Origin of the sequence: Halomonas jincaotanensis (assembly GCF_018448785.1) — a bacterium.
Classification (GTDB): Bacteria; Pseudomonadota; Gammaproteobacteria; order Pseudomonadales; family Halomonadaceae; genus Halomonas; species Halomonas jincaotanensis.
Window position 1 is genome coordinate 109,240 of record NZ_JAHCLU010000009.1, and the last position, 18,461, is coordinate 127,700.

The window sequence follows — 18,461 nt, forward strand, 5'->3', positions numbered from 1 at the left end:
ATATGACAGACGCTAACGATGTCATTGCCTTATAATTTATCACAATCGCGGCGAGGCTGGACAGGCTCGCTGAAAAGCTTTAAATGCGTTATATTGCGTTGCAGCAAAAACGTTTCACTGTGGCCGCCCCCTGGCCGCCACATTACGCCTGGAGCAGATAATGATCCCCCTGATGCCGACTCCCCCGGCAGCTCTGCTGTCTTACATGGATCCGTTCGGCTTTGGACGCGCCGCTGGCGACTACTGGCGCGATGCGCTTGAGCGCAGCGTACTCTACATGGATGTCATGCGTCTTCGAGGCAATCAATATCTCGAGCATATCGAGCAGACAAAGCCCAATGTCCTCGGCTTTGAATCCGAAGTCTTGATGGATGGCCGGACGTTGCCGCGTCCGGTCAACTATGAACTGCTGCGCATTCTGCCGCCGGAAGGCGTCGAAACCAACCTGCAGGCTCGGCCCTTCGTGGTGGTTGATCCGCGCGCCGGTCATGGGCCCGGTATCGGCGGCTTCAAGTCGGATAGCGAGATCGGCGTTGCACTGCGGGCCGGCCATCCCTGCTATTTCATCGGTTTTCTGCCCTATCCGATGCCCGACCAGACCGTCGAGGATGTCGTCGAAGCCGAAGTGGCATTCGTGCGTCATGTTGTGGGGCGCCATCCGGATACCTCCGAAAAACCGATGGTGGTAGGCAATTGTCAAGCGGGCTGGCAGGTAATGATGGCGGCAGCCCTGGAGCCGGATATCTTCGGCCCGATCCTTATCGCGGGCGCGCCGCTTTCCTATTGGGCCGGTGAACACGGCAATGCACCGATGCGTTATACCGGTGGCATGACCGGCGGCAGCTGGATGACGGCCATGCTCAGCGACATGGGCGCCGGCCTCTTTGATGGTGCCTCGCTGGTGCAGAACTTTGAGAAGCTCAATCCGGCCAACACCTGGTGGAACAAGCAGTATCAGCTTTACACCAAGGTAGATACCGAAGCCGAGCGCTATCTGGAGTTCGAGCGTTGGTGGGGTGGTCATGTGGTGCTGGGCGGCCAGGAAATCCAGTACATTGTCGACAATCTCTTTATCGGCAATCGGCTATCCACGGCGCAGTTGGTGACCTCAGACGGGCGTCGAATCGACCTGCGTAATCTGCGCTCGCCAGTGGTGGTCTTCTGTTCGCGTGGTGATGACATCACGCCGCCGCCGCAGGCGCTTGGCTGGGTTCGCGATCTCTATGAGGGTGTCGAAGACATCATCGCCAACGAGCAGACAATCGTGTATTGCGTTCACGACAGTACCGGCCACCTGGGCATCTTCGTTTCGGGTAGCGTCTCACGCAAGGAGCACACCGAGTTCACCGCCAACATGGATTATATCGACGTGCTGCCTCCTGGCCTGTACGAGACCACGGTCTCCTCGGCGGCAGAGCGTGAAGATGCTGATCTGATCGAGCGCGACTATCTTCTGGAGTTCGAGCCCCGCACCATCGATGAACTCAACGAATACGTGAAGCCGAGCATCGAGGATGATACGCGCTTCGCTACCGTGGCACGGATCTCCGAGATCAATCTCGGTCTCTATCGGAGTTTCGTTCAGCCTTGGGTCCAGGCGGCCGCGACGCCCGAGACAGCCAAGTGGATGCGTCGCATGCATCCCAACCGGCTAGGGTATCGCTTGCGTTCCGATCGTAACCCGTTGATGGCATGGATTCCGGTAATGGCCGAGCAGATAAACGCCGACCGCCACCCGGTAGGGGAAGAGAACCTCTTTCGCTCTCTGGAAGGCATCATGTCAGACCAGATCACTCGAGGCCTGGATGCCTGGCGTGATCTGCGCGACAGCAGCACCGAGCGGCTGTTCATGAACATTTATGGCCAACCCCTGCTGCAGGCCCTGGTAGGGCTGAAGGGTGACGCCCATGCGCATCGCCGGCGTCCGGGTGCCGAGCCGGAACACCGGCGCTTCATCGAGCGTCGACAAGCCGAACTGCGCGATAGGATTGCCAAGGGCACCAGCCACGAAGCCGTGATGCGCTCGGTGATCCATGTGCTCGGCGGTGCCCCCGCTACCGATGAGCGCAATTTCAACCGGTTGCGTGCCTCAAGGGCTGAGCTTGAGCCGACTCTTCAGCTGGCAGATTTCAAGACGCTGATGCGTGATCAGTTCTTCATCCTGCGTCTTGACCGCGAGGCGGCGCTGGAAGCCCTGCCGACCCTGCTGGAAGACCAGACAGCCACACAAATCGATGAGCACCTGGCCCATATTGAGCATGTGCTGGCGGCCAGCGGCGAGCTCTCCGAGCATGCCGCGCAGCGCTTCGAGCGTGTCAGGTCGTTGTTTCATAAAGCGATAAAGCAGGCGCCGCAGGAAGAAGCTGAATCTTCCAGCCAACAGCCTCTCATCGAGAAGTCGCCGGCATCCAAACCGGAAACGCCTGCCAAGCCTCAGGCCTCGAAGGCTGGCGCCGAGCAGGAAGTTAAGCCGGAAGCTCCTGTCAAGCCTCAGGCTTCGACGGCGGCGGTAGCGTCCGACGCTCAAGCCCAGGAGGAGACGCCGGCCTCGCAGCCGAAAGCAACGACCAAGGCTGCCAAGGAAAGGACCGAAGCTAGCGAGTCGTCGACCGATACCAGCGAGCCATCGACCGATACCAGCGAGTCATCGACCGATACCAGCGAGCCATCGACCGAGTCCCAGGCGACGACCACTCCCGCGGCCGAGAAGCCCTCGCCACGCAAGCCAGCCGCGAAACGTCAGCGCAAGACGTCCGGGCAGGAAAGCAAGAGCTGAGGCTTCTGTCTTACGGTCTCTTATCGCCCCTGTCGGCTTGCCGGCAGGGGCTTTTTATATGATTCGCGAATATGCTGCCTTGCCCTGGCAGGTATTCTCGGTCTACGGTCTGAAAGGTCGCCCACCCTTGGATGCTCCGTATGTGACTGGCATGGCGGGCGGCGCTGGAGTAGGGTAAGCGGATTTTTCTCCCTTCGGGAATCGGAGGGGAACACCATATAGTGGAGCGCTATGGGCAAGTCACTGGTCATCGTCGAATCGCCGGCCAAGGCGAAGACGATCAATAAATATCTCGGCAACGAGTTCGTCGTGAAGTCGAGTGTGGGTCACATTCGCGACCTGCCGACCAGCGGCTCAGGCAAGTCAGCCTCAGACCCCAAGGAACGGGCCAAACAGGCGGCGTTGACGCGCAAGATGTCACCGGACGAGAAGGCGGTGTACAAGAAACGCAAGGCCCACGACCAGCTCATCCGCCGCATGGGGATCGACCCGGACCACGGTTGGGAGGCCCATTACGAGATCCTGCCAGGCAAGGAAAAGGTGGTCGCCGAGCTCAAGAAGCTTGCCGAGAAGGCCGATACGGTCTACCTCGCCACCGACCTTGACCGCGAGGGCGAGGCTATCGCCTGGCACCTGCGCGAAACCATTGGTGGAGACGACACCCGTTATCGCCGCGTGGTGTTCAATGAGATCACCAAGAATGCTATTCAGGAAGCCTTTCAGGATCCGGGTAGCCTCAATATCCCGCGGGTGGAGGCCCAGCAGGCGCGCCGCTTTCTCGACCGTGTCGTGGGTTTCATGCTCTCGCCATTACTCTGGGCCAAGGTGGCTCGAGGTCTCTCCGCCGGCCGGGTCCAGTCCGTGGCAATGCGCTTGATCGCCGAGCGTGAACGCGAGATACATGCCTTTGTTCCCGAGGAGTTCTGGGATGTCCACGCCGAGCTTGTGTCGGATGATGGCGAGCCCGTGCGCTTCGAGTTGGTGCGTCAGGATGGCAAGGCATTTCGCCCCACCTCAAAGTCCGAGACGCTTGAGCGAATCGCCGCGCTGAGGACGGCAAATCTTGCCATCACCTCGCGAGAGGACAAGCCGACCAGTTCCAAGCCCAATGCGCCCTTCATCACCTCGACCTTGCAGCAAGCGGCCAGCGGCCGCCTGGGTTTCTCGGTCAAGAAGACCATGACCCTGGCGCAGCGCCTCTACGAGGCCGGCTACATCACCTATATGCGTACCGATTCGACCAATCTATCCAAGGATGCGGTAGAGGGGGTTCGCGACCACATCGGCAGCGAATACGGCCCCCGCTACCTCCCCAAGGAGCCCAATCGTTACACCAGCAAGGAAGGTGCCCAGGAGGCACACGAAGCGATTCGTCCCTCCGACGTCGCTCGTCAGTCAACCGAGCTTGCCGGTATGGAGCGCGACGCCGAGCGCTTGTATGAGTTGATCTGGCGCCAGTTCGTGGCCTGTCAAATGACGCCGGCCGAATACCTGTCCAGCACGCTGACCGTGCAGGTGGCGGGCTTCGAGCTCAGGGCCAAGGGCCGTGTGCTCAAGTTCGATGGCTATACGCGGGTGATGAAGCCCATGGGACGCAAGGAAGAGGATCAGTCGCTGCCGGATCTCGCCGAAGGAACCCCCATGACGCTCGAAAGCCTCGAGCCGCTTCAGCACTTTACCAAGCCGCCGGCCCGCTACACCGAGGCAAGTCTGGTCAAGGAGCTCGAGAAGCGCGGCATCGGGCGGCCCTCCACCTATGCATCGATCATCTCGACGATTCAGGATCGCGGTTACGTGAAGCTGGTCAATCGGCGCTTTTACGCCGAAAAACTCGGCGATATCGTGACCGAACGCCTCAAGGAGTCCTTTCCCGACTTGATGGATTTCTCCTTCACGGCGCGCATGGAGAGCAGTCTCGACGAGGTGGCACAGGGCGAGCGCAACTGGCAGGCGTTGTTGGATGCCTTCTACGCCGAATTTCGGCTCGAGCTCGAGAAGGCCGAGAGCGAAGAGGGGATGCGGCCTAACCAGCCGGTACCCACCGATATCGACTGCCCCAGCTGTGGCCGCAAGATGCAGATCCGGACTGCCTCCACCGGGGTGTTCCTTGGCTGCTCGGGGTACAACCTCCCGCCCAAGGAGCGCTGCAAGACCACCATCGATCTCATCCCCGGCGACGAAGCCGTGGCCGAGGATGCCGGCGATGACGCGGAGACCAATGCGCTGCGCGCCAAACAGCGCTGCCCGAAATGTGGCACGGCCATGGACAGTTACCTGATCGACGAAAGCCGAAAATTGCACATCTGCGGCAACAGCCCGGATTGTGATGGCCATGCAATCGAGCAGGGTAAGTTCCGCATCAAGGGCTATGACGGGCCGACCCTCGAGTGCGACAAGTGCGGCAGCGAAATGCAGCTCAAGTCGGGCCGTTTCGGCAAGTATTTCGGCTGCACCAATGCCGAGTGCAAGAATACCCGCAAGCTGCTCAGGAGCGGTGAAGCGGCGCCACCCAAGATGGACCCCATTCCCATGCCGGAACTGGCCTGCCAGAAAGTGGAAGATCACTATGTGCTTCGCGATGGCGCCAGTGGCCTTTTCCTGGCGGCAAGCAAGTTTCCCAAGAATCGCGAGACGCGCCCGCCGCTGGTGCGAGAACTCAAGTCGCACGCCGACGAGCTGCCCGAGAAATACCACTATCTGCTCGAAGCGCCCAGCGAGGACCCCGACGGTCGCCCGACCCAGATCCGTTTCTCCCGCAAGGCCAAGGAGCAATTCGTGATGACCGATGAGGACGGCAAGGCCACCGGCTGGAAGGCGACTTTCCACGACGGCAAGTGGCAGGTGGAGGACAAGCGCAAGTGACGCCGAGATCGCGTACCAACCAGTTGCTCTACCAGGCCGAACTGCTGCTACAGACGCCGCCGGGCACCGATGAGCATGGAGAGTCTCGGCGCATGGCGGCCGAGGAAGGCGCGCTGGCATTGACCGAGCTGGCGCTGGAGTCGCTGCTGCGTGAGGTCACTGAGCATGCCAGGCTCGGACGCCACGACTGGCGTGAACTGTTGGGCGACGAAGGTGCCGGGATCGCCGAGCTGCAGCGCCTTCGCGAGTTGGTCTCCCGGCCCGATAGCTGGCTGGCCTGGTTGGTGGTTCGTCTCGAGGCCCTGCACGGCAGCGACGGGGTGGCTCGGCGCTCCAGCGGAGCGGCGCAAGGCTTGATCGCGACCGGTAGCGGCGCAGCGCTGGGCGAAGAGCTGGCCTGGTGTCTTGGCGAGGCCAAAGCGGAGCTTGCCGCGCTTCGCGAGACCAGCGAAGAGTGGTAGCCCTGTCGTCTGAAAGTTCTGTGGAGCGTATCGCTCTCTTCGTCGATGTTCAGAACGTCTATTACACCACCCGCCAGGCCTTCGGCCGCCATTTTGATTACAACGCCTTCTGGTCGCGCTTCGCGGTCGGGCGAGAAGTCGTCGTGGCCAATGCCTATGCGGTGGAGCGAGGCGATCCCAAGCAACGTCAGTTCCAGAATATCCTGCGGGGCATCGGCTTCAGCGTAAAGCTCAAACCCTTTATCCAGCGCAGCGATGGCTCTGCCAAGGGCGATTGGGACGTGGGTATCGCGCTTGACGCCATCGAGGCAGCGCCACGAGTCGATCGTGTGGTGCTGGTTTCAGGCGATGGCGACTTCGACATTCTCGTGGAGAGGATACGCGAACGCCACGGGGTCGTGGTCGAGGTGGTGGGTGTGGAGCCGCTCAGCGCCGATTCACTGATCCGTGCGGCGAACCATTTCGTGCCGATTGACGCCTCCCTACTGCTTTAAACGACACTGATCACGCTTCATCGCTATACGTCAGGCATGCGACGTGTTACGCCTCGAAGATTATGGATGTTTTTGCCAGACTATGGATGTTTTTGCCAGACTAGGAAGACACGTCAGCTTGGAGAGATCCCCATGCCGGAAAATTTCATGTTGAGTCCTGCGTCGAGCGGGTTGTTGTCGCCGAAGATGCTGGGCTACTGGACCGATGCGCAATTGCGTGAGGCGCCGGATGAATCCGGTATCTTTTGTGTCTTCCGTGCTGCCAGGGACCCTGAAAGCGAAGAGATGGTCGTTCAGCAACTGCTGTACGTGGGTGAGCACCGCAGTGCGCGCTACGCTATCGAGCATCACTCCGATAGGGAGACGTGGCGTGCCTTCCTGAAACCCGACGAGGAGCTCTGGTATTCGGTGGGGTTGGCGGGCTATGCCAATCGTGAGCGATTGGCCGCGGCCATGATCAATACCCACAAGCCGCGTTTCAATAACCACAGTGAGTATCTCGATCGCTTCCCCTTCGATGAAACAACCGTTCATCTCTATGGCAAGACGGACAAGCTGCAAAGCCTCTTTACCGTGGAGCGTCAAGACTGACCTAGCCCACTGATATATCCATCCCACCATGCGCCAGGGCATCGCTCGGTAGAACTCTTTCCGCCGGGGCGATTGCCCAGGCACGTGGGTCAATGACACTGTGAGAAACGCCCATAACCGGTACAATCGCGGACTTTCGCGATCTGACTGGGCCCTATTACGTGATCTCCACTGCCAACATCACCATGCAATTCGGGGCCAAGCCCCTGTTCGAAAACGTTTCCATCAAGTTTGGCAGCGGTCACCGCTATGGATTGATCGGTGCCAACGGCTGTGGAAAATCCACCTTCATGAAGATTCTTGGTGGCGATCTCGAGCCTTCGGCTGGCCAGGTGATGGTTGAGTCGGGCGTCCGACTCGGTAAGTTGCGACAGGACCAGTTTGCCTTCGAAGCCGAGCGTGTCATCGATACCGTGATCATGGGTAACCACGAGCTATGGCGGGTGGCGTCCGAACGTGAGCGCATCTATTCGCTTGCCGAAATGAGCGAGGCCGACGGCATGGCGGTTGCCGACCTTGAAGTGCGTTTTGCCGAACTCGATGGTTATACAGCGGAGTCGCGTGCCGCCGAGTTGTTGCTCGGCCTGGGCATTCCGATCGAACAGCATGCAGAGCCCATGAGCGAAATCGCGCCCGGCTGGAAGTTGCGCGTCTTGCTGGCTCAGGCCCTGTTCTCCGACCCCGATGTGCTGCTGTTGGACGAGCCGACCAACCACCTGGATATCAACACCATCCGCTGGTTGGAGAACGTACTGACGGCACGCAGCGGCACGATGATCATCATTTCGCACGACCGCCACTTTCTCAACAGTGTCTGTACGCACATGGCGGATCTGGACTATGGCGAGATCACGCTATTCCCCGGTAATTACGACGATTACATGATCGCCGCGACGGCCGTTCGCGAACGCCAGCATGCCGATAACGCCAAGAAGAAGGCGCAGATCTCCGAGCTGCAGGCCTTCGTCAGTCGCTTCTCGGCCAATGCCTCCAAGGCCAAGCAGGCCACTTCGCGCGCGCGCCAGATCGACAAGATCAAGCTCGAGGACATCAAGCCATCGAGCCGGGTCAGCCCCTTCATTCGCTTCGAGCAGAACAAGAAGATTCACCGCAACGCGGTCAATGTCGAGGCGTTGAGCCAGGGTTACCCGGGCGAGGCGCCGCTGTTCGAGGGGCTGAGCATGACCGTGGAGGCCGGCGAGCGAATCGCGATCATCGGGCCCAATGGCATCGGCAAGACCACGCTGCTCAAGACGCTTGCCGGTGAACTGACCCCCATGGCTGGGGCCGTCCGCTGGACCGATAGCGCCGACATTGGGGTTTTCGGCCAGGAGCATACCGATGTCTTTGCCAACCAGGCGACGCTGTACGAGTGGATGGCGCAATGGACCACCGGGGGGGAGCAGGTGATTCGCGGTGCGTTGGGTCGCATGCTGTTCTCGGGCGACGATATCGGCAAGTCGGTCAAGGTGATCTCGGGGGGCGAGCAGGGCCGCATGCTGTTCGGTAAGCTGGCATTGACACGTCCCAACGTGTTGTTGATGGATGAACCTACGAATCACCTGGACATGGAATCTATCGAGGCCCTCAATCTGGCACTCGAACACTATCCCGGCACGCTGATATTTGTCAGTCATGATCGCGAATTCGTCACGTCGCTTGCCACGCGTATCATTGACATGAGTGACAGTGGGATCAGTGACTTCACGGGAGGCTACGATGATTACCTGAGAAGCCAGGGTTATTACTGAGCCGCGCCTAAAGCCGGTCATCGACAGCTGGTGGGACGAGTGAAGTTAGGCTAGGGTTTGTAGGTCTCGTCGACAATCATACCGTTGGGTAACGAGCGCAAGGATGCACATGCCCTGGATCAAGGTCCTGCATATCGCTGCATTGGTCTGCTGGTGCGGCACGCTGCTTTATCTGCCGGCGATGATCGCCCATTTGGCACGCGTCACGTCTGGCACTTCTGCCTTTGCGGATGAAGCCCCGTTCATGCCGCATTTTCTCTATACCCTTGTCGCTACGCCTGCGGCACTGATTGCCATCATCTCGGGAACCCTGTTGTTCCTGCTCAATAACATTGCCAGTGGCTGGCTGGTACTCAAGCTACTGGCGGTGGCCGTCATGATAGGGGCGCATGGAGCCTGTGCCCTGTTACTCGTGCAGCTGAAAAAGGGGCATCGAAGGGGCATTGGGCCGGCGTCGTTATTAACCGCCACGTTCGCCGGGCTGAGTATGCTGGCCGTGGTCGGCCTGGTACTGGCCAAGCCCGAGCTGTAACAGACCCCAGCTGGACAGGGAGAGCGTGGATGTCGCATTGCCATGGGTCATTCCTCTACTTCGACCCCGACGGCATGATCGTAGACGAGCTGGCCGCCCAGAAAGCCAGCGAGAGCGATCAATACCGCGGTTATCAAGGACAGTACCAGCCCCCAGGGCAGCAAGGCCTCGCCGTTCAGGCGCCACAGCCAGTTCAGCGAAGCAAGCGACAGCAGCAAGACAGCGACAAGGGCATGACTCCAGGCCGTGACCATGCGGCGGATGCGCCCCACGCTGACCAGATCGATGACGCCCGCCACGCTTGCCGTCCATCCGCCCAAGGCCCCAACCCCCGCCAGCCACAACGATACCCTGGCCCAGAAGGGATCCTGCGTGTAGAGATAACCGAGGTCACTGGCGACCAGCGCCAGCAGCAATGCCACCGGGAAATGAATCATTACCGGGTGCAATGGGTGCCCGGCAATGGCGGCGCGACTTCTGATCGAGCGCTGCTGAGTCACGATGGGCATGCCATCCTCCTTGATCACGATAAGTGTCCTGCCAGCATTCAACGCTCCGGGCCAAGGGGGGTCAAGCTTCCGGTGTTGGCCGCTACGATGCTGGGGCTTGCTGGCTGCAGCGGTGATTATTCGATGCTGGATCCTTCCGGCCCCGCGGCGCGCGATATTGCCTGGGTATGGTGGGGAATGCTCGCCTTCTTCACGTTGGTGTTTGTGGTGGTGGTCGGTCTGTGGCTGGCGGCCTTTCGACGCCGCGAACATCGTGAGCGCAGCGAGAGGGAAGTGCGGCGCCTCTCGCGACGCTGGATCATCGGCGGTGGCCTGTTGCTTCCTGGCATGACGATCCTGGTTCTTCTTGTCTTCGGCGTACCTGTTGGGCAACGCATGCTGACCCTGCCGCTTCCGGGTGGCGAAGAGCCACGAGTGATAGAGGTCATCGGTCATCAATGGTGGTGGGAGGTGCGTTATCCCGATACCGGCGACGGTGAGGTGATCACCGCCAATCAGTTGGTCATGCCGGCCGGCGAGCCGGTGGATTTTCACGTGTCCGCGGCTGATGTCATCCATGCCTTCTGGATTCCGCAGCTTGGCGGAAAGATCGACATGTTGCCCGGTCGCGTCAACCGTCTCCGTCTTCAGGCCGACGACCCGGGGGTATTCGGTGGTCAATGTGTCGAATTCTGCGGCACCCAGCATGCGCATATGAAGCTCTATGTGGAGGCGATGACGCCCGCGGATTTCGACACATGGCTGAGTGCACGCCAGGCGCCCGCCGACATGGGTGAAGACCAGCAGCATCAAGTCGCCCGCGAGGCGTTCACCCAGCACTGCGCCCGATGCCATCGAGTCGCTGGTGTGTCTCGGGGCAACACCGGTCCGGATCTGTCGGATGTCGGCAGTCGCGCCACCCTGGGAGCCGGTGTGCTGGCCATGGAAGACGGCGCGATCACCCGCTGGCTGGTCGCCCATCAGCGCTTGAAGCCCGGCAACCTGATGCCCGTTCATGATCACCTCGATGCCGAGACCCTCGAAGGCCTCGGCGCTTGGCTGGAGACGCTTTCCCCATGAGCGACACCCAGGTACCCGGTCACCACGCGCAAGACAAGACCGCGCAGTTACATCGCGAACTCGAGGCCGTCTGGCGCAATCCGCATGGCTGGCGAGCGCTGACGGTGGTCAACCACAGCACGCTGGGCCTGCGCTTCATGGGCACGGGGCTAGCCTTCTTCTTAATCGGTGGCGTGCTGGCGATGCTGATCCGCGCCCAGCTAGCGCTGCCGAGTCAGGCGTTCATGACGCCGGAAATATACAACCAAGTCACCACCATGCACGGTACGGTGATGATGTTTCTGTTCGCCATTCCCGTCCTCGAGGGGCTGGCGATCTACCTGATTCCCAAGATGCTCGGCACTCGCGACCTGTTGTGCCCGCGACTCACCGCCTTCGGTTATTGGTGCTACCTGTTTGGCGGCATCATCCTGTTGTCGAGCATGGCGCTGGAAATGGCGCCTGACAGCGGCTGGTTCATGTATACCCCGCTGAGCAGTGGCGAATACTCGCCGGGGAAGGGCTCGGACTTCTGGTTGCTCGGCATCACCTTCGTCGAGATCTCGGCGCTGTCGGCCGGCGTGGAGCTCACGGTATCGATTCTGCGCACGCGCGCCGACGGCATGGCCCTGCATCGCATGCCACTCTTCGCCTGGTACATCCTCGTCATGGCGTTGATGATCGTGGTCGGGTTCCCACCGCTAATTTTTGGCAGTGTACTGCTGGAACTGGAGCGTGCTACGGGTATGCCATTTTTTATCGTCGAGCAGGGCGGCGACCCGATACTCTGGCAGCACCTGTTCTGGCTCTTCGGCCATCCCGAGGTCTACATTATCTTCCTGCCGGCGGCGGGGATCGTCTCGACCCTCTTGCCAGTCTTCGCGCGCCGACCCATCGTCGGCTACGGCTGGGCGGTGGCAGCAGTCATCATCACCGGTTTCATCAGCTTCGGGCTCTGGGTCCACCACATGTTCACCGTGGGGATTCCGCACCTGGCCCAGGCCTTCTTTTCGGCTGCCAGCATGCTGGTCGCAGTGCCTACCGCCATCCAGGTATTCGTCTGGTTGGCGACCCTGTGGCTGGGACGGCCGCGCATGTCCCTGCCGATGCTATGGATACTGGGCTTTCTGGTGATTTTCGTGTGTGGGGGGCTCACCGGCGTCATGCTGGCGCTGGTGCCGTTCGACTGGCAGGTCCACGACACCCACTTCGTGGTGGCGCATATGCACTATGTGCTGGTGGGGGGAATGTTCTTCCCGCTGATGGCGGGGTTGGTCTACTGGTTGCCGCTGGTGTCCGGGCGCATGCCCTCGGAGCGCTTGGGTCGGCTTGGCTTCTGGCTGACCTTCCTGGGCTTCAACCTGACCTTCCTGATCATGCACTGGACGGGCCTGCTGGGCATGCCCCGGCGCGTCTATACCTACGACAGCACCATGGGCTGGGACATCTACAACCTGATCTCGTCCGTCGGCGGTTTCATGTTGTCTGCAGGCATTGCCGTGGTGCTTCTCGATCTGGCGTTGCACTGGCGCTACGGGCGTCCGGCGCCGCCCAACCCCTGGGAGGCGGATACGCTGGAATGGGCGCTGGCGATGCCGCCGGCGCCGTACAATTTCGCCAGCCTGCCGACGATCAAGAGCCGCCATCCGCTATGGCATAACCCGGCGCTAGGCGACGAAATGGCGAGGGGCGAGCATGCGCTGGCCGATGCGAGTCACGGTCGCCGCGAGATCCTGGGCGGCGAGGTGCTCACCGGACGGGTACGCGAGAGGATTCATCTGCCCACCAACAGCTGGTGGCCACTGTTCGCTGCCCTGGTGCTGGCGGTGGTCTGCATCGGTCTGCTGGTGCGCCTCTACCCCTTGGCGTTGGGCGCCTTTCTGGTGGCGGTGGTGATGTTGTTGCGTTGGGCCTGGGAGAACGGGGGTCATCCGGTCGCGGCCCCATTGGGAGACGAGGAGGGCGACGAGCTGCCACTCCATTCGCGCACCCAGGGTGGCCCCGCCCGCTACACCATGGGGGTGTCGTTGATCGCCGATGGCGCCTTCTTTCATTCGCTGCTGTTCGGCTGGTTCTATCTCTGGAGCGTTTCTCCCCAGTGGCGACTGCCCGAGCAATCCCCGCTCGACCCGATGCTGCTGATCGGCGCCGGGATCGCCTTTGCCCTGGGAATGCTGTGGCTGGAGCGCCGGCTGCGGCGGTTGTATGCCGGTAATGAGACACGACTGGCGCTGGCGTTCTATCTGATCGCCGCGTTCGGCGGGCTGCATGTCCTGTTGTTGGGTGTGCTGTTATGGCAAGCGGATCTCGCCCCGACCGACAATGCGCATGATGCCATTCTGCTGGTGTCGCTGTCCTACCTGCTGGCGCATGGCCTGCTCGCCACTGTTCTCATGGTGCTGCAAGGGCGCCGCGCGGCGCTGGGCTACGTGAGTACCCGCCTGCCCATGGAGCCGGGGGTCGTGGCGCTGTTCTGGCGTTACCAACTGGGCATTTACGCCGTCCTGGCGGTGTCGCTCGGCGTGCTGCCAAGAGTGATTGGAGGTGGGGCATGATCCGCCGCGTTCTCTGGTTGGACACCGAACACCCCATGCAATTGGCGCTGGGCCTGACGATCTGGAGCCTGTGGTTCGTGACGGTTTACGGTGGTCTGTCGGTGGTCTGTGCGGTATCGCCACCCGCGCCCGAGGAAGGGGCATTCACGGGCCTTAACCTCGTGCTGGGAGGGCTGACGCTCCTTACGCTGGGTTTCCTCGCGTGGCTGACCCAGCGCTGCGTGGCGGCGGCCCGGCGCAAGCGGGGCAGGTTGCGATACATGAGCGCACTGGCGGGCGGGCTGTATCTTTTCTCCACGCTCGGTGTGGCGTTCGTGGGATTGCCGCTGTTGCTGCTGCCACCGTGTCTGTGACGGTTGCCTTGGCCCGATGACGTCACCCGCTACATTGCCGACAGAACTGTCTGAGGCGGAGCCTGTCACCGAAGCCCTCTATTCGCTGGAGGGGATGTGGTGCAGCGGTTGTGCATTGGCGATCGAGCATCGACTGAACGGCCTGCCGGGCATCAGCCGTGTCGGGGTCGATTATGCCAGTGCCACGCTACTGGTCGCGGGAGAGTCCGAGGCGATTCGGCGAGAAGCCTTGTCCGGGGCAGTGGCAAGGCTGGGCTACCGGCTTTGCTCGCTTGAGCGTGCAGCTGATGCCGAGGCGAGACTGGATGGTGAGAGCCATCGGCTGGCCGGACGGCTGATCGTGGCGGCAGTATTTGGCATGTGGACCATGCTGGCCTCCCTTCTGATTTACGTGGGCGCGATGCCCGAGCCTCGCCTGGAGCGCATCCTCGCCTGGGCGTCCGGCGCGTTTGCCCTGCCGGTCATCGGCTACGCCGGTTTGCCTTTCTACGTGGCCGCCTGGCGCACATCGCGTGCCGGCTGGCCAGGCATGGACGCATTGGTATCGCTGGGCGTACTGGCTGCCCTGGGCGTCTCGGTCTGGTTATTATGGCGAGGGGCGACCGAGGTGTATTTCGATACCGCCGTGATGCTGATTCTGCTGTTGCTGGCCGGGCGCTGGATCGAGACCCTGGCGCGGTATCGTGGATTGCGGGCGCTTCGGGCGCTGGTACCCGCTGCCGAGCGCGTGCAGGTGCTGCGCCAGGCGGGTGAGGCCTGGGTGGCGCCCACCGAGGTGGAGCGTGGTGATCACATTTGTGTGGCCGCTGGGGACATGGTGCCGCTGGATGGCGAGCTTCTCGATGACGCCGCAAGGCTCGATCTCTCGCCGCTCACCGGAGAGAGCCGCAGCCAAGGGGCGACGCGTGGCGACCGTGTCGTGGCCGGTGCGCGCAATCGGGGCGAGGCGTTGAGCATGAGGGTGACGGCTCGGGCGGGTGAATGCCGCATGGACAGGCTCTATCGCGACATGCAGCGCGCTCAGGCCACCAAGACCCGTCAGCGCGCCTTGACCGAGCGTTTTGCCGCCTGGCTATCCCCGCTGGCACTCGCGCTGGCGCTGGTGACATTAGGTGTCTCGTTCGCTTTCGAAGTACCGGTTGACGAGGCCATGGTACGGGCACTGTCGGTGCTGGTGGTGGCCTGCCCCTGTGCCGTGGGATTGGCCGTGCCCTTGGCAAGCCTGGCCGGAACCGCCCGAGCATTGGAGCGGGGGGTGGTGTTTCGTGATCCCTCGGCCATGGAAACGGCCGGTAATGTCCGCTCGGTGGCCTTCGACAAGACCGGCACCATGACGCTAGGCAAGCTGGCTGTCACTGCCGTCAAGACGGCTCGCGGGCTAAGCGTTCGGGAAGTGCTGGGGCTGGCTGCGCGTCTCGAGTGGGGAAGCGAGCACCCGGTGGGTCGGGCGATACGGCAACATGCCTTGGAGGAGGGCGTCCCGTTGGCCGAGGCGCCTTGGCGGGTCGAGGAGCGGCCGGGGCGCGGGCGCATGGCCTGGCTGGTGCCGCCGCACGACGGTGACGTGCAGCCTATGCGGCTGAGCATCGGCCACCCGGAGTGGTTGGTCGAGCTTGGGGTCGCGGTACCGTCTAATGGTAATGACGATCCAACGTGCACCCGGGTCGACATCGCTCAGGGGCGTCGCTGGATTGGGACGCTATGGCTCGCCGATATGCCGGATGCTTCGGCCGCGCCGCTGGTGGAGTCGTTGAGACGTGAGGGTATCGACGTGGCGTTGATCAGCGGCGATCGCGCGCCTCTGGTGCATCGGCTGGGGCGAGACCTGGGGCTCGCCGAGACTGCTTGTTTCGGCGGTCGCCGACCGGAGCAGAAGCTCGCCTTGGTGGCGGCACTTCCGCGACCATCCCTATATATCGGCGATGGCATCAACGACGCGCCTGCGCTGGCTGCCGCGACGCTGGGGATATCGCCTCTCGGCGCCAGCACACAGGCGACAGATGCCGCCGCCATTCACCTGCTTTGCCCCGGGCTCGGTGGTGTGCGTGTGGCAATTGATACCGCCCGTGGCACCCAGCGGGTAATGAAACAGAACCTGGTACTCTCGATGCTTTATAATGGTTTTGCGCTGACGCTGGCGATGTGGATGCCCATACCCCCACAGGTCGCCGTGTTGGCCATGGCCCTGAGCTCTGTCAGCGTGATTGGCAACGCCGCCCGGCTGGCTTTCCGTCATTCGGATATTTCGTGAGAATGCTGACGATACGCCTCGCGGTGTCCCGACTTTGCGATAGGCCACTGACAAGGGGGCGTGATTGGGGTATGTTCGTCGCAACCTTACTTTCGAGACTCGTGAAATGCCATCTCTGTCCCGCCGCCGTTTTTCTCAACTGGTGTTGACGGCGCCTCTCGCTCTGCTGGCGGCGGATGCCGCCCAGGCTAACCTCATTGACCGACTCTTGACGGACGCTATCGTGCCACGTCATGACGATGAGCTTTGGGTGCTGGTAGAAGATCGTGAGGCGTCATTGACAATTTACCGGGGCAATCGTCGTCTCGAGCGCTTTGCTCCGATTTCCCTGGGGCGGGGTGGGGCTAGCACGCAGCGTATCAGTGGCGACCGGGTGACCCCGCTCGGCGAGTTTCGTGTCAACCGCTTCAATCGCCAGAGCAAGTTTCACATTTTCATCGGCTTGGATTACCCCACGCCCACTCATGCCCGCATGGCCCTCGAGTCGGGGGTCTACGACCAGCAAGACTACGACAATTATTTTGTTTACTACCGCCGCCATGGCTATCCTCCTCAGGATACGGTGCTAGGGGGTTACATCGGGATCCATGGGGTCGGCAAGGGAGATCCCGAGATCCATCAGCGCTTTCATTGGACCGAAGGTTGTGTTGCGGTCACCGATGTCCAGGTCGAACGGCTGACATCATTGATCGATATTGGCACGCGGGTAGTGATCCGCTAGGCTTTGGTTACGTAGGGGATGATGAAGCTATGGACAAGCGTCGCCGAGTATAATAAAACAGCGTTTGATGTCTGTGCTTCGCAGCTCAGATGCTGCATGTTAGCCTGCATGTGCAGGATGCCTGTTTGTCAGGCAATCAACGCAAGACCAAGGAATACTCAAGGAGAACTCTATGACTCTGAAGACCGCTCTGAAGATGACTGCTGCTGCTGCCTCACTGGCCGTTCTGGCGGGCTGTGCTTCCAACGGCGCATTGGAAGAAGTGCGCATGACTGCTGAATCCGCACAGGCCGATGCTGCAGAAGCGCGCAGCATCGCGACCCAGGCGCAGAACACTGCCAACCAGGCACAGCGGGACGCCCAGGCAGCCCTGCAGATGTCCGAGCAGAACCGCGATGAAATGAACCGCATGTTCGAGCGCTCCATGCAGAAGTAATCCTGCCGGAGTGTCGGCATTTCTCTACGGATGATGTCGGTTATGCAGCAGAAAAAACCCCGCTTCAGCGGGGTTTTTTTCGTGACATGGCCGGCTTATATGCCATCAGCATCGTGTAAGCTGGCCTGATTAGACGCCATTTAAAGGCTCCCCTTGGCGAGCAGTGGCCTCAAGGAAATCGTACAAGGTGTCGGGCCGGTCTTCACGAGGCTGTGTGTCCTCCTCGGCGGAGCGTAGCAGTGAAACGATAGCGCCATTGGGTGCTTCGACCAAGCGCCTCACCTTGGCATAGTCGACCGGTGGGTCGACCTCGCCAAAGGCGGTTGAAACCACTTCAAGGGCATTGATCAGGGGCTCGAAACTCGCCTGGTTCTCTTCCAGCTGAGGAAACGACTGGGCATACAGGATGCCCTCCTGTGACCATCCGGACTTGAAAGGCTGATCGATGATGTTGACGGGGGTGCCGCTCGGCACTCGCTCGAAGAGCGACTCGATATCTTCGGGATACATGCGGATACAGCCGCGGCTGACACGCATACCGACGCCTTCTGGCCTGTTGGTACCATGGATCAGGTAGCTTGGCAGGCCCAGCAGGATCGCATGGCTGCCCAAGGGGTTTTCCGGACCTGGCGGTACCACGGAGGGAGGCGGGTCGCCTCGTGCGGCGGCTTCCTCGCGCATTGAGCGCGGCGGGGACCAATGGGGATCCTTGACCTTGACCGTCGTGCGGGTTTTGCCCACCGGCGTGCCGAAACCGTCGCGCCCGACACTGATGGGATAGGTCTCGACGATATTCTCGGCAGAGTAATAGTAAAGGCGCAGTTCCGAGAGGTTGACGACGATACCCTCGCGTGGCGCATCGGGCAGGATGTGGCGCTTGGGAATCATGACCTCGGTCCCCGCTCGCGGTGCCCAGATACTGACCTCTGGGTTGGCCATGCGAATCGCCTCGTAACCGACATTGTGCCGGCGAGCCAGGTCAACCAGGGTGTCACCCTTCTCGATCACGACCGACTCCTCCTGCCCGATGACGCTACCTTTCTCGGGCAGGAGGTAGTGACCGCGAGGTAGGCCTTGCCCGCTGTCATTTTCCTGAGCCTGGGCATTGATTGGCAGGAGCGTCATCGCGAG

General features: G+C 61.4%; 15 protein-coding genes. 13 read left to right on the forward strand and 2 right to left on the reverse strand.

What is annotated here, in order from left to right; translation table 11 throughout:
• Positions 1-160 precede the first annotated feature (160 nt).
• From KG088_RS10220 to KG088_RS10250, 7 genes are all read left to right on the forward strand, one after another.
• Positions 161-2,776: a DUF3141 domain-containing protein gene (locus tag KG088_RS10220; RefSeq protein ID WP_213825420.1), complete on the forward strand. Its 2,616-nt coding sequence runs from the start codon at positions 161-163 to the stop codon at positions 2,774-2,776.
• Positions 2,777-3,007: 231 nt separating this feature from the next.
• On the forward strand, positions 3,008-5,638 hold the full coding sequence (gene topA / locus KG088_RS10225) for a type I DNA topoisomerase (RefSeq protein WP_213825421.1): 2,631 nt from the start codon (positions 3,008-3,010) through the stop codon (positions 5,636-5,638).
• Entirely contained in the window at positions 5,635-6,099 is a 465-nt protein-coding gene (locus KG088_RS10230) for a DUF6586 family protein (protein WP_213825422.1), read from the forward strand. The genes topA and KG088_RS10230 overlap by 4 nt, the downstream gene beginning before the upstream one ends.
• Before the next feature lie 20 nt (positions 6,100-6,119).
• Positions 6,120-6,593 (forward strand): LabA-like NYN domain-containing protein, encoded by a 474-nt coding sequence (locus KG088_RS10235; protein WP_213825423.1) that lies wholly within the window; start codon positions 6,120-6,122, stop codon positions 6,591-6,593.
• Positions 6,594-6,725: 132 nt separating this feature from the next.
• Complete coding sequence (locus KG088_RS10240; protein ID WP_213825424.1) at positions 6,726-7,184, forward strand: hypothetical protein; 459 nt, start codon at positions 6,726-6,728, stop codon at positions 7,182-7,184.
• A 161-nt stretch (positions 7,185-7,345) separates the two neighbouring features.
• The gene (locus KG088_RS10245) at positions 7,346-8,935 is read left to right on the forward strand and encodes an ABC-F family ATPase (RefSeq protein WP_213825425.1); all 1,590 of its coding nucleotides are present in this window, start codon (positions 7,346-7,348) and stop codon (positions 8,933-8,935) included.
• A 103-nt stretch (positions 8,936-9,038) separates the two neighbouring features.
• The gene (locus KG088_RS10250; protein WP_250148181.1) at positions 9,039-9,467 is read left to right on the forward strand and encodes a CopD family protein; all 429 of its coding nucleotides are present in this window, start codon (positions 9,039-9,041) and stop codon (positions 9,465-9,467) included.
• Between the two features lie 47 nt (positions 9,468-9,514).
• On the opposite strand, the gene KG088_RS10255 is transcribed toward KG088_RS10250, so the two are convergent.
• Positions 9,515-9,976 (reverse strand): DUF2231 domain-containing protein, encoded by a 462-nt coding sequence (locus tag KG088_RS10255; RefSeq protein WP_213825426.1) that lies wholly within the window; start codon positions 9,974-9,976, stop codon positions 9,515-9,517.
• Positions 9,977-10,099: 123 nt separating this feature from the next.
• Here KG088_RS10255 and coxB point away from each other — a divergent pair, with 123 nt between their 5' ends.
• The 6 genes from coxB to KG088_RS10285 all read left to right on the forward strand — a co-directional run bounded on the left by coxB (position 10,100) and on the right by KG088_RS10285 (position 17,330).
• Entirely contained in the window at positions 10,100-11,035 is a 936-nt protein-coding gene (coxB, locus tag KG088_RS10260) for a cytochrome c oxidase subunit II (protein WP_319941417.1), read from the forward strand.
• The gene (gene ctaD, locus KG088_RS10265; protein ID WP_213825428.1) at positions 11,032-13,569 is read left to right on the forward strand and encodes a cytochrome c oxidase subunit I; all 2,538 of its coding nucleotides are present in this window, start codon (positions 11,032-11,034) and stop codon (positions 13,567-13,569) included. The genes coxB and ctaD overlap by 4 nt, the downstream gene beginning before the upstream one ends.
• Positions 13,566-13,922 carry a hypothetical protein gene (locus KG088_RS10270; RefSeq protein WP_213825429.1) on the forward strand — a complete coding sequence of 119 codons (357 nt, stop codon included), beginning with the start codon at positions 13,566-13,568 and terminating at the stop codon, positions 13,920-13,922. Before ctaD ends, KG088_RS10270 begins: the two co-directional genes overlap by 4 nt.
• Before the next feature lie 16 nt (positions 13,923-13,938).
• Positions 13,939-16,173 (forward strand): heavy metal translocating P-type ATPase, encoded by a 2,235-nt coding sequence (locus KG088_RS10275; protein WP_213825430.1) that lies wholly within the window; start codon positions 13,939-13,941, stop codon positions 16,171-16,173.
• 106 nt (positions 16,174-16,279) lie between these two features.
• Entirely contained in the window at positions 16,280-16,894 is a 615-nt protein-coding gene (locus KG088_RS10280) for a L,D-transpeptidase family protein (RefSeq protein WP_213825431.1), read from the forward strand.
• 172 nt (positions 16,895-17,066) lie between these two features.
• Positions 17,067-17,330 (forward strand): Lpp/OprI family alanine-zipper lipoprotein, encoded by a 264-nt coding sequence (locus tag KG088_RS10285; RefSeq protein WP_213825432.1) that lies wholly within the window; start codon positions 17,067-17,069, stop codon positions 17,328-17,330.
• 129 nt (positions 17,331-17,459) lie between these two features.
• Here the strand turns inward: KG088_RS10285 and KG088_RS10290 are convergent, their stop codons facing one another.
• A complete protein-coding gene (locus tag KG088_RS10290) occupies positions 17,460-18,455 on the reverse strand; it encodes a L,D-transpeptidase family protein (protein WP_250148195.1) in 996 nt (331 codons plus the stop codon).
• Positions 18,456-18,461: the final 6 nt, after the last annotated feature.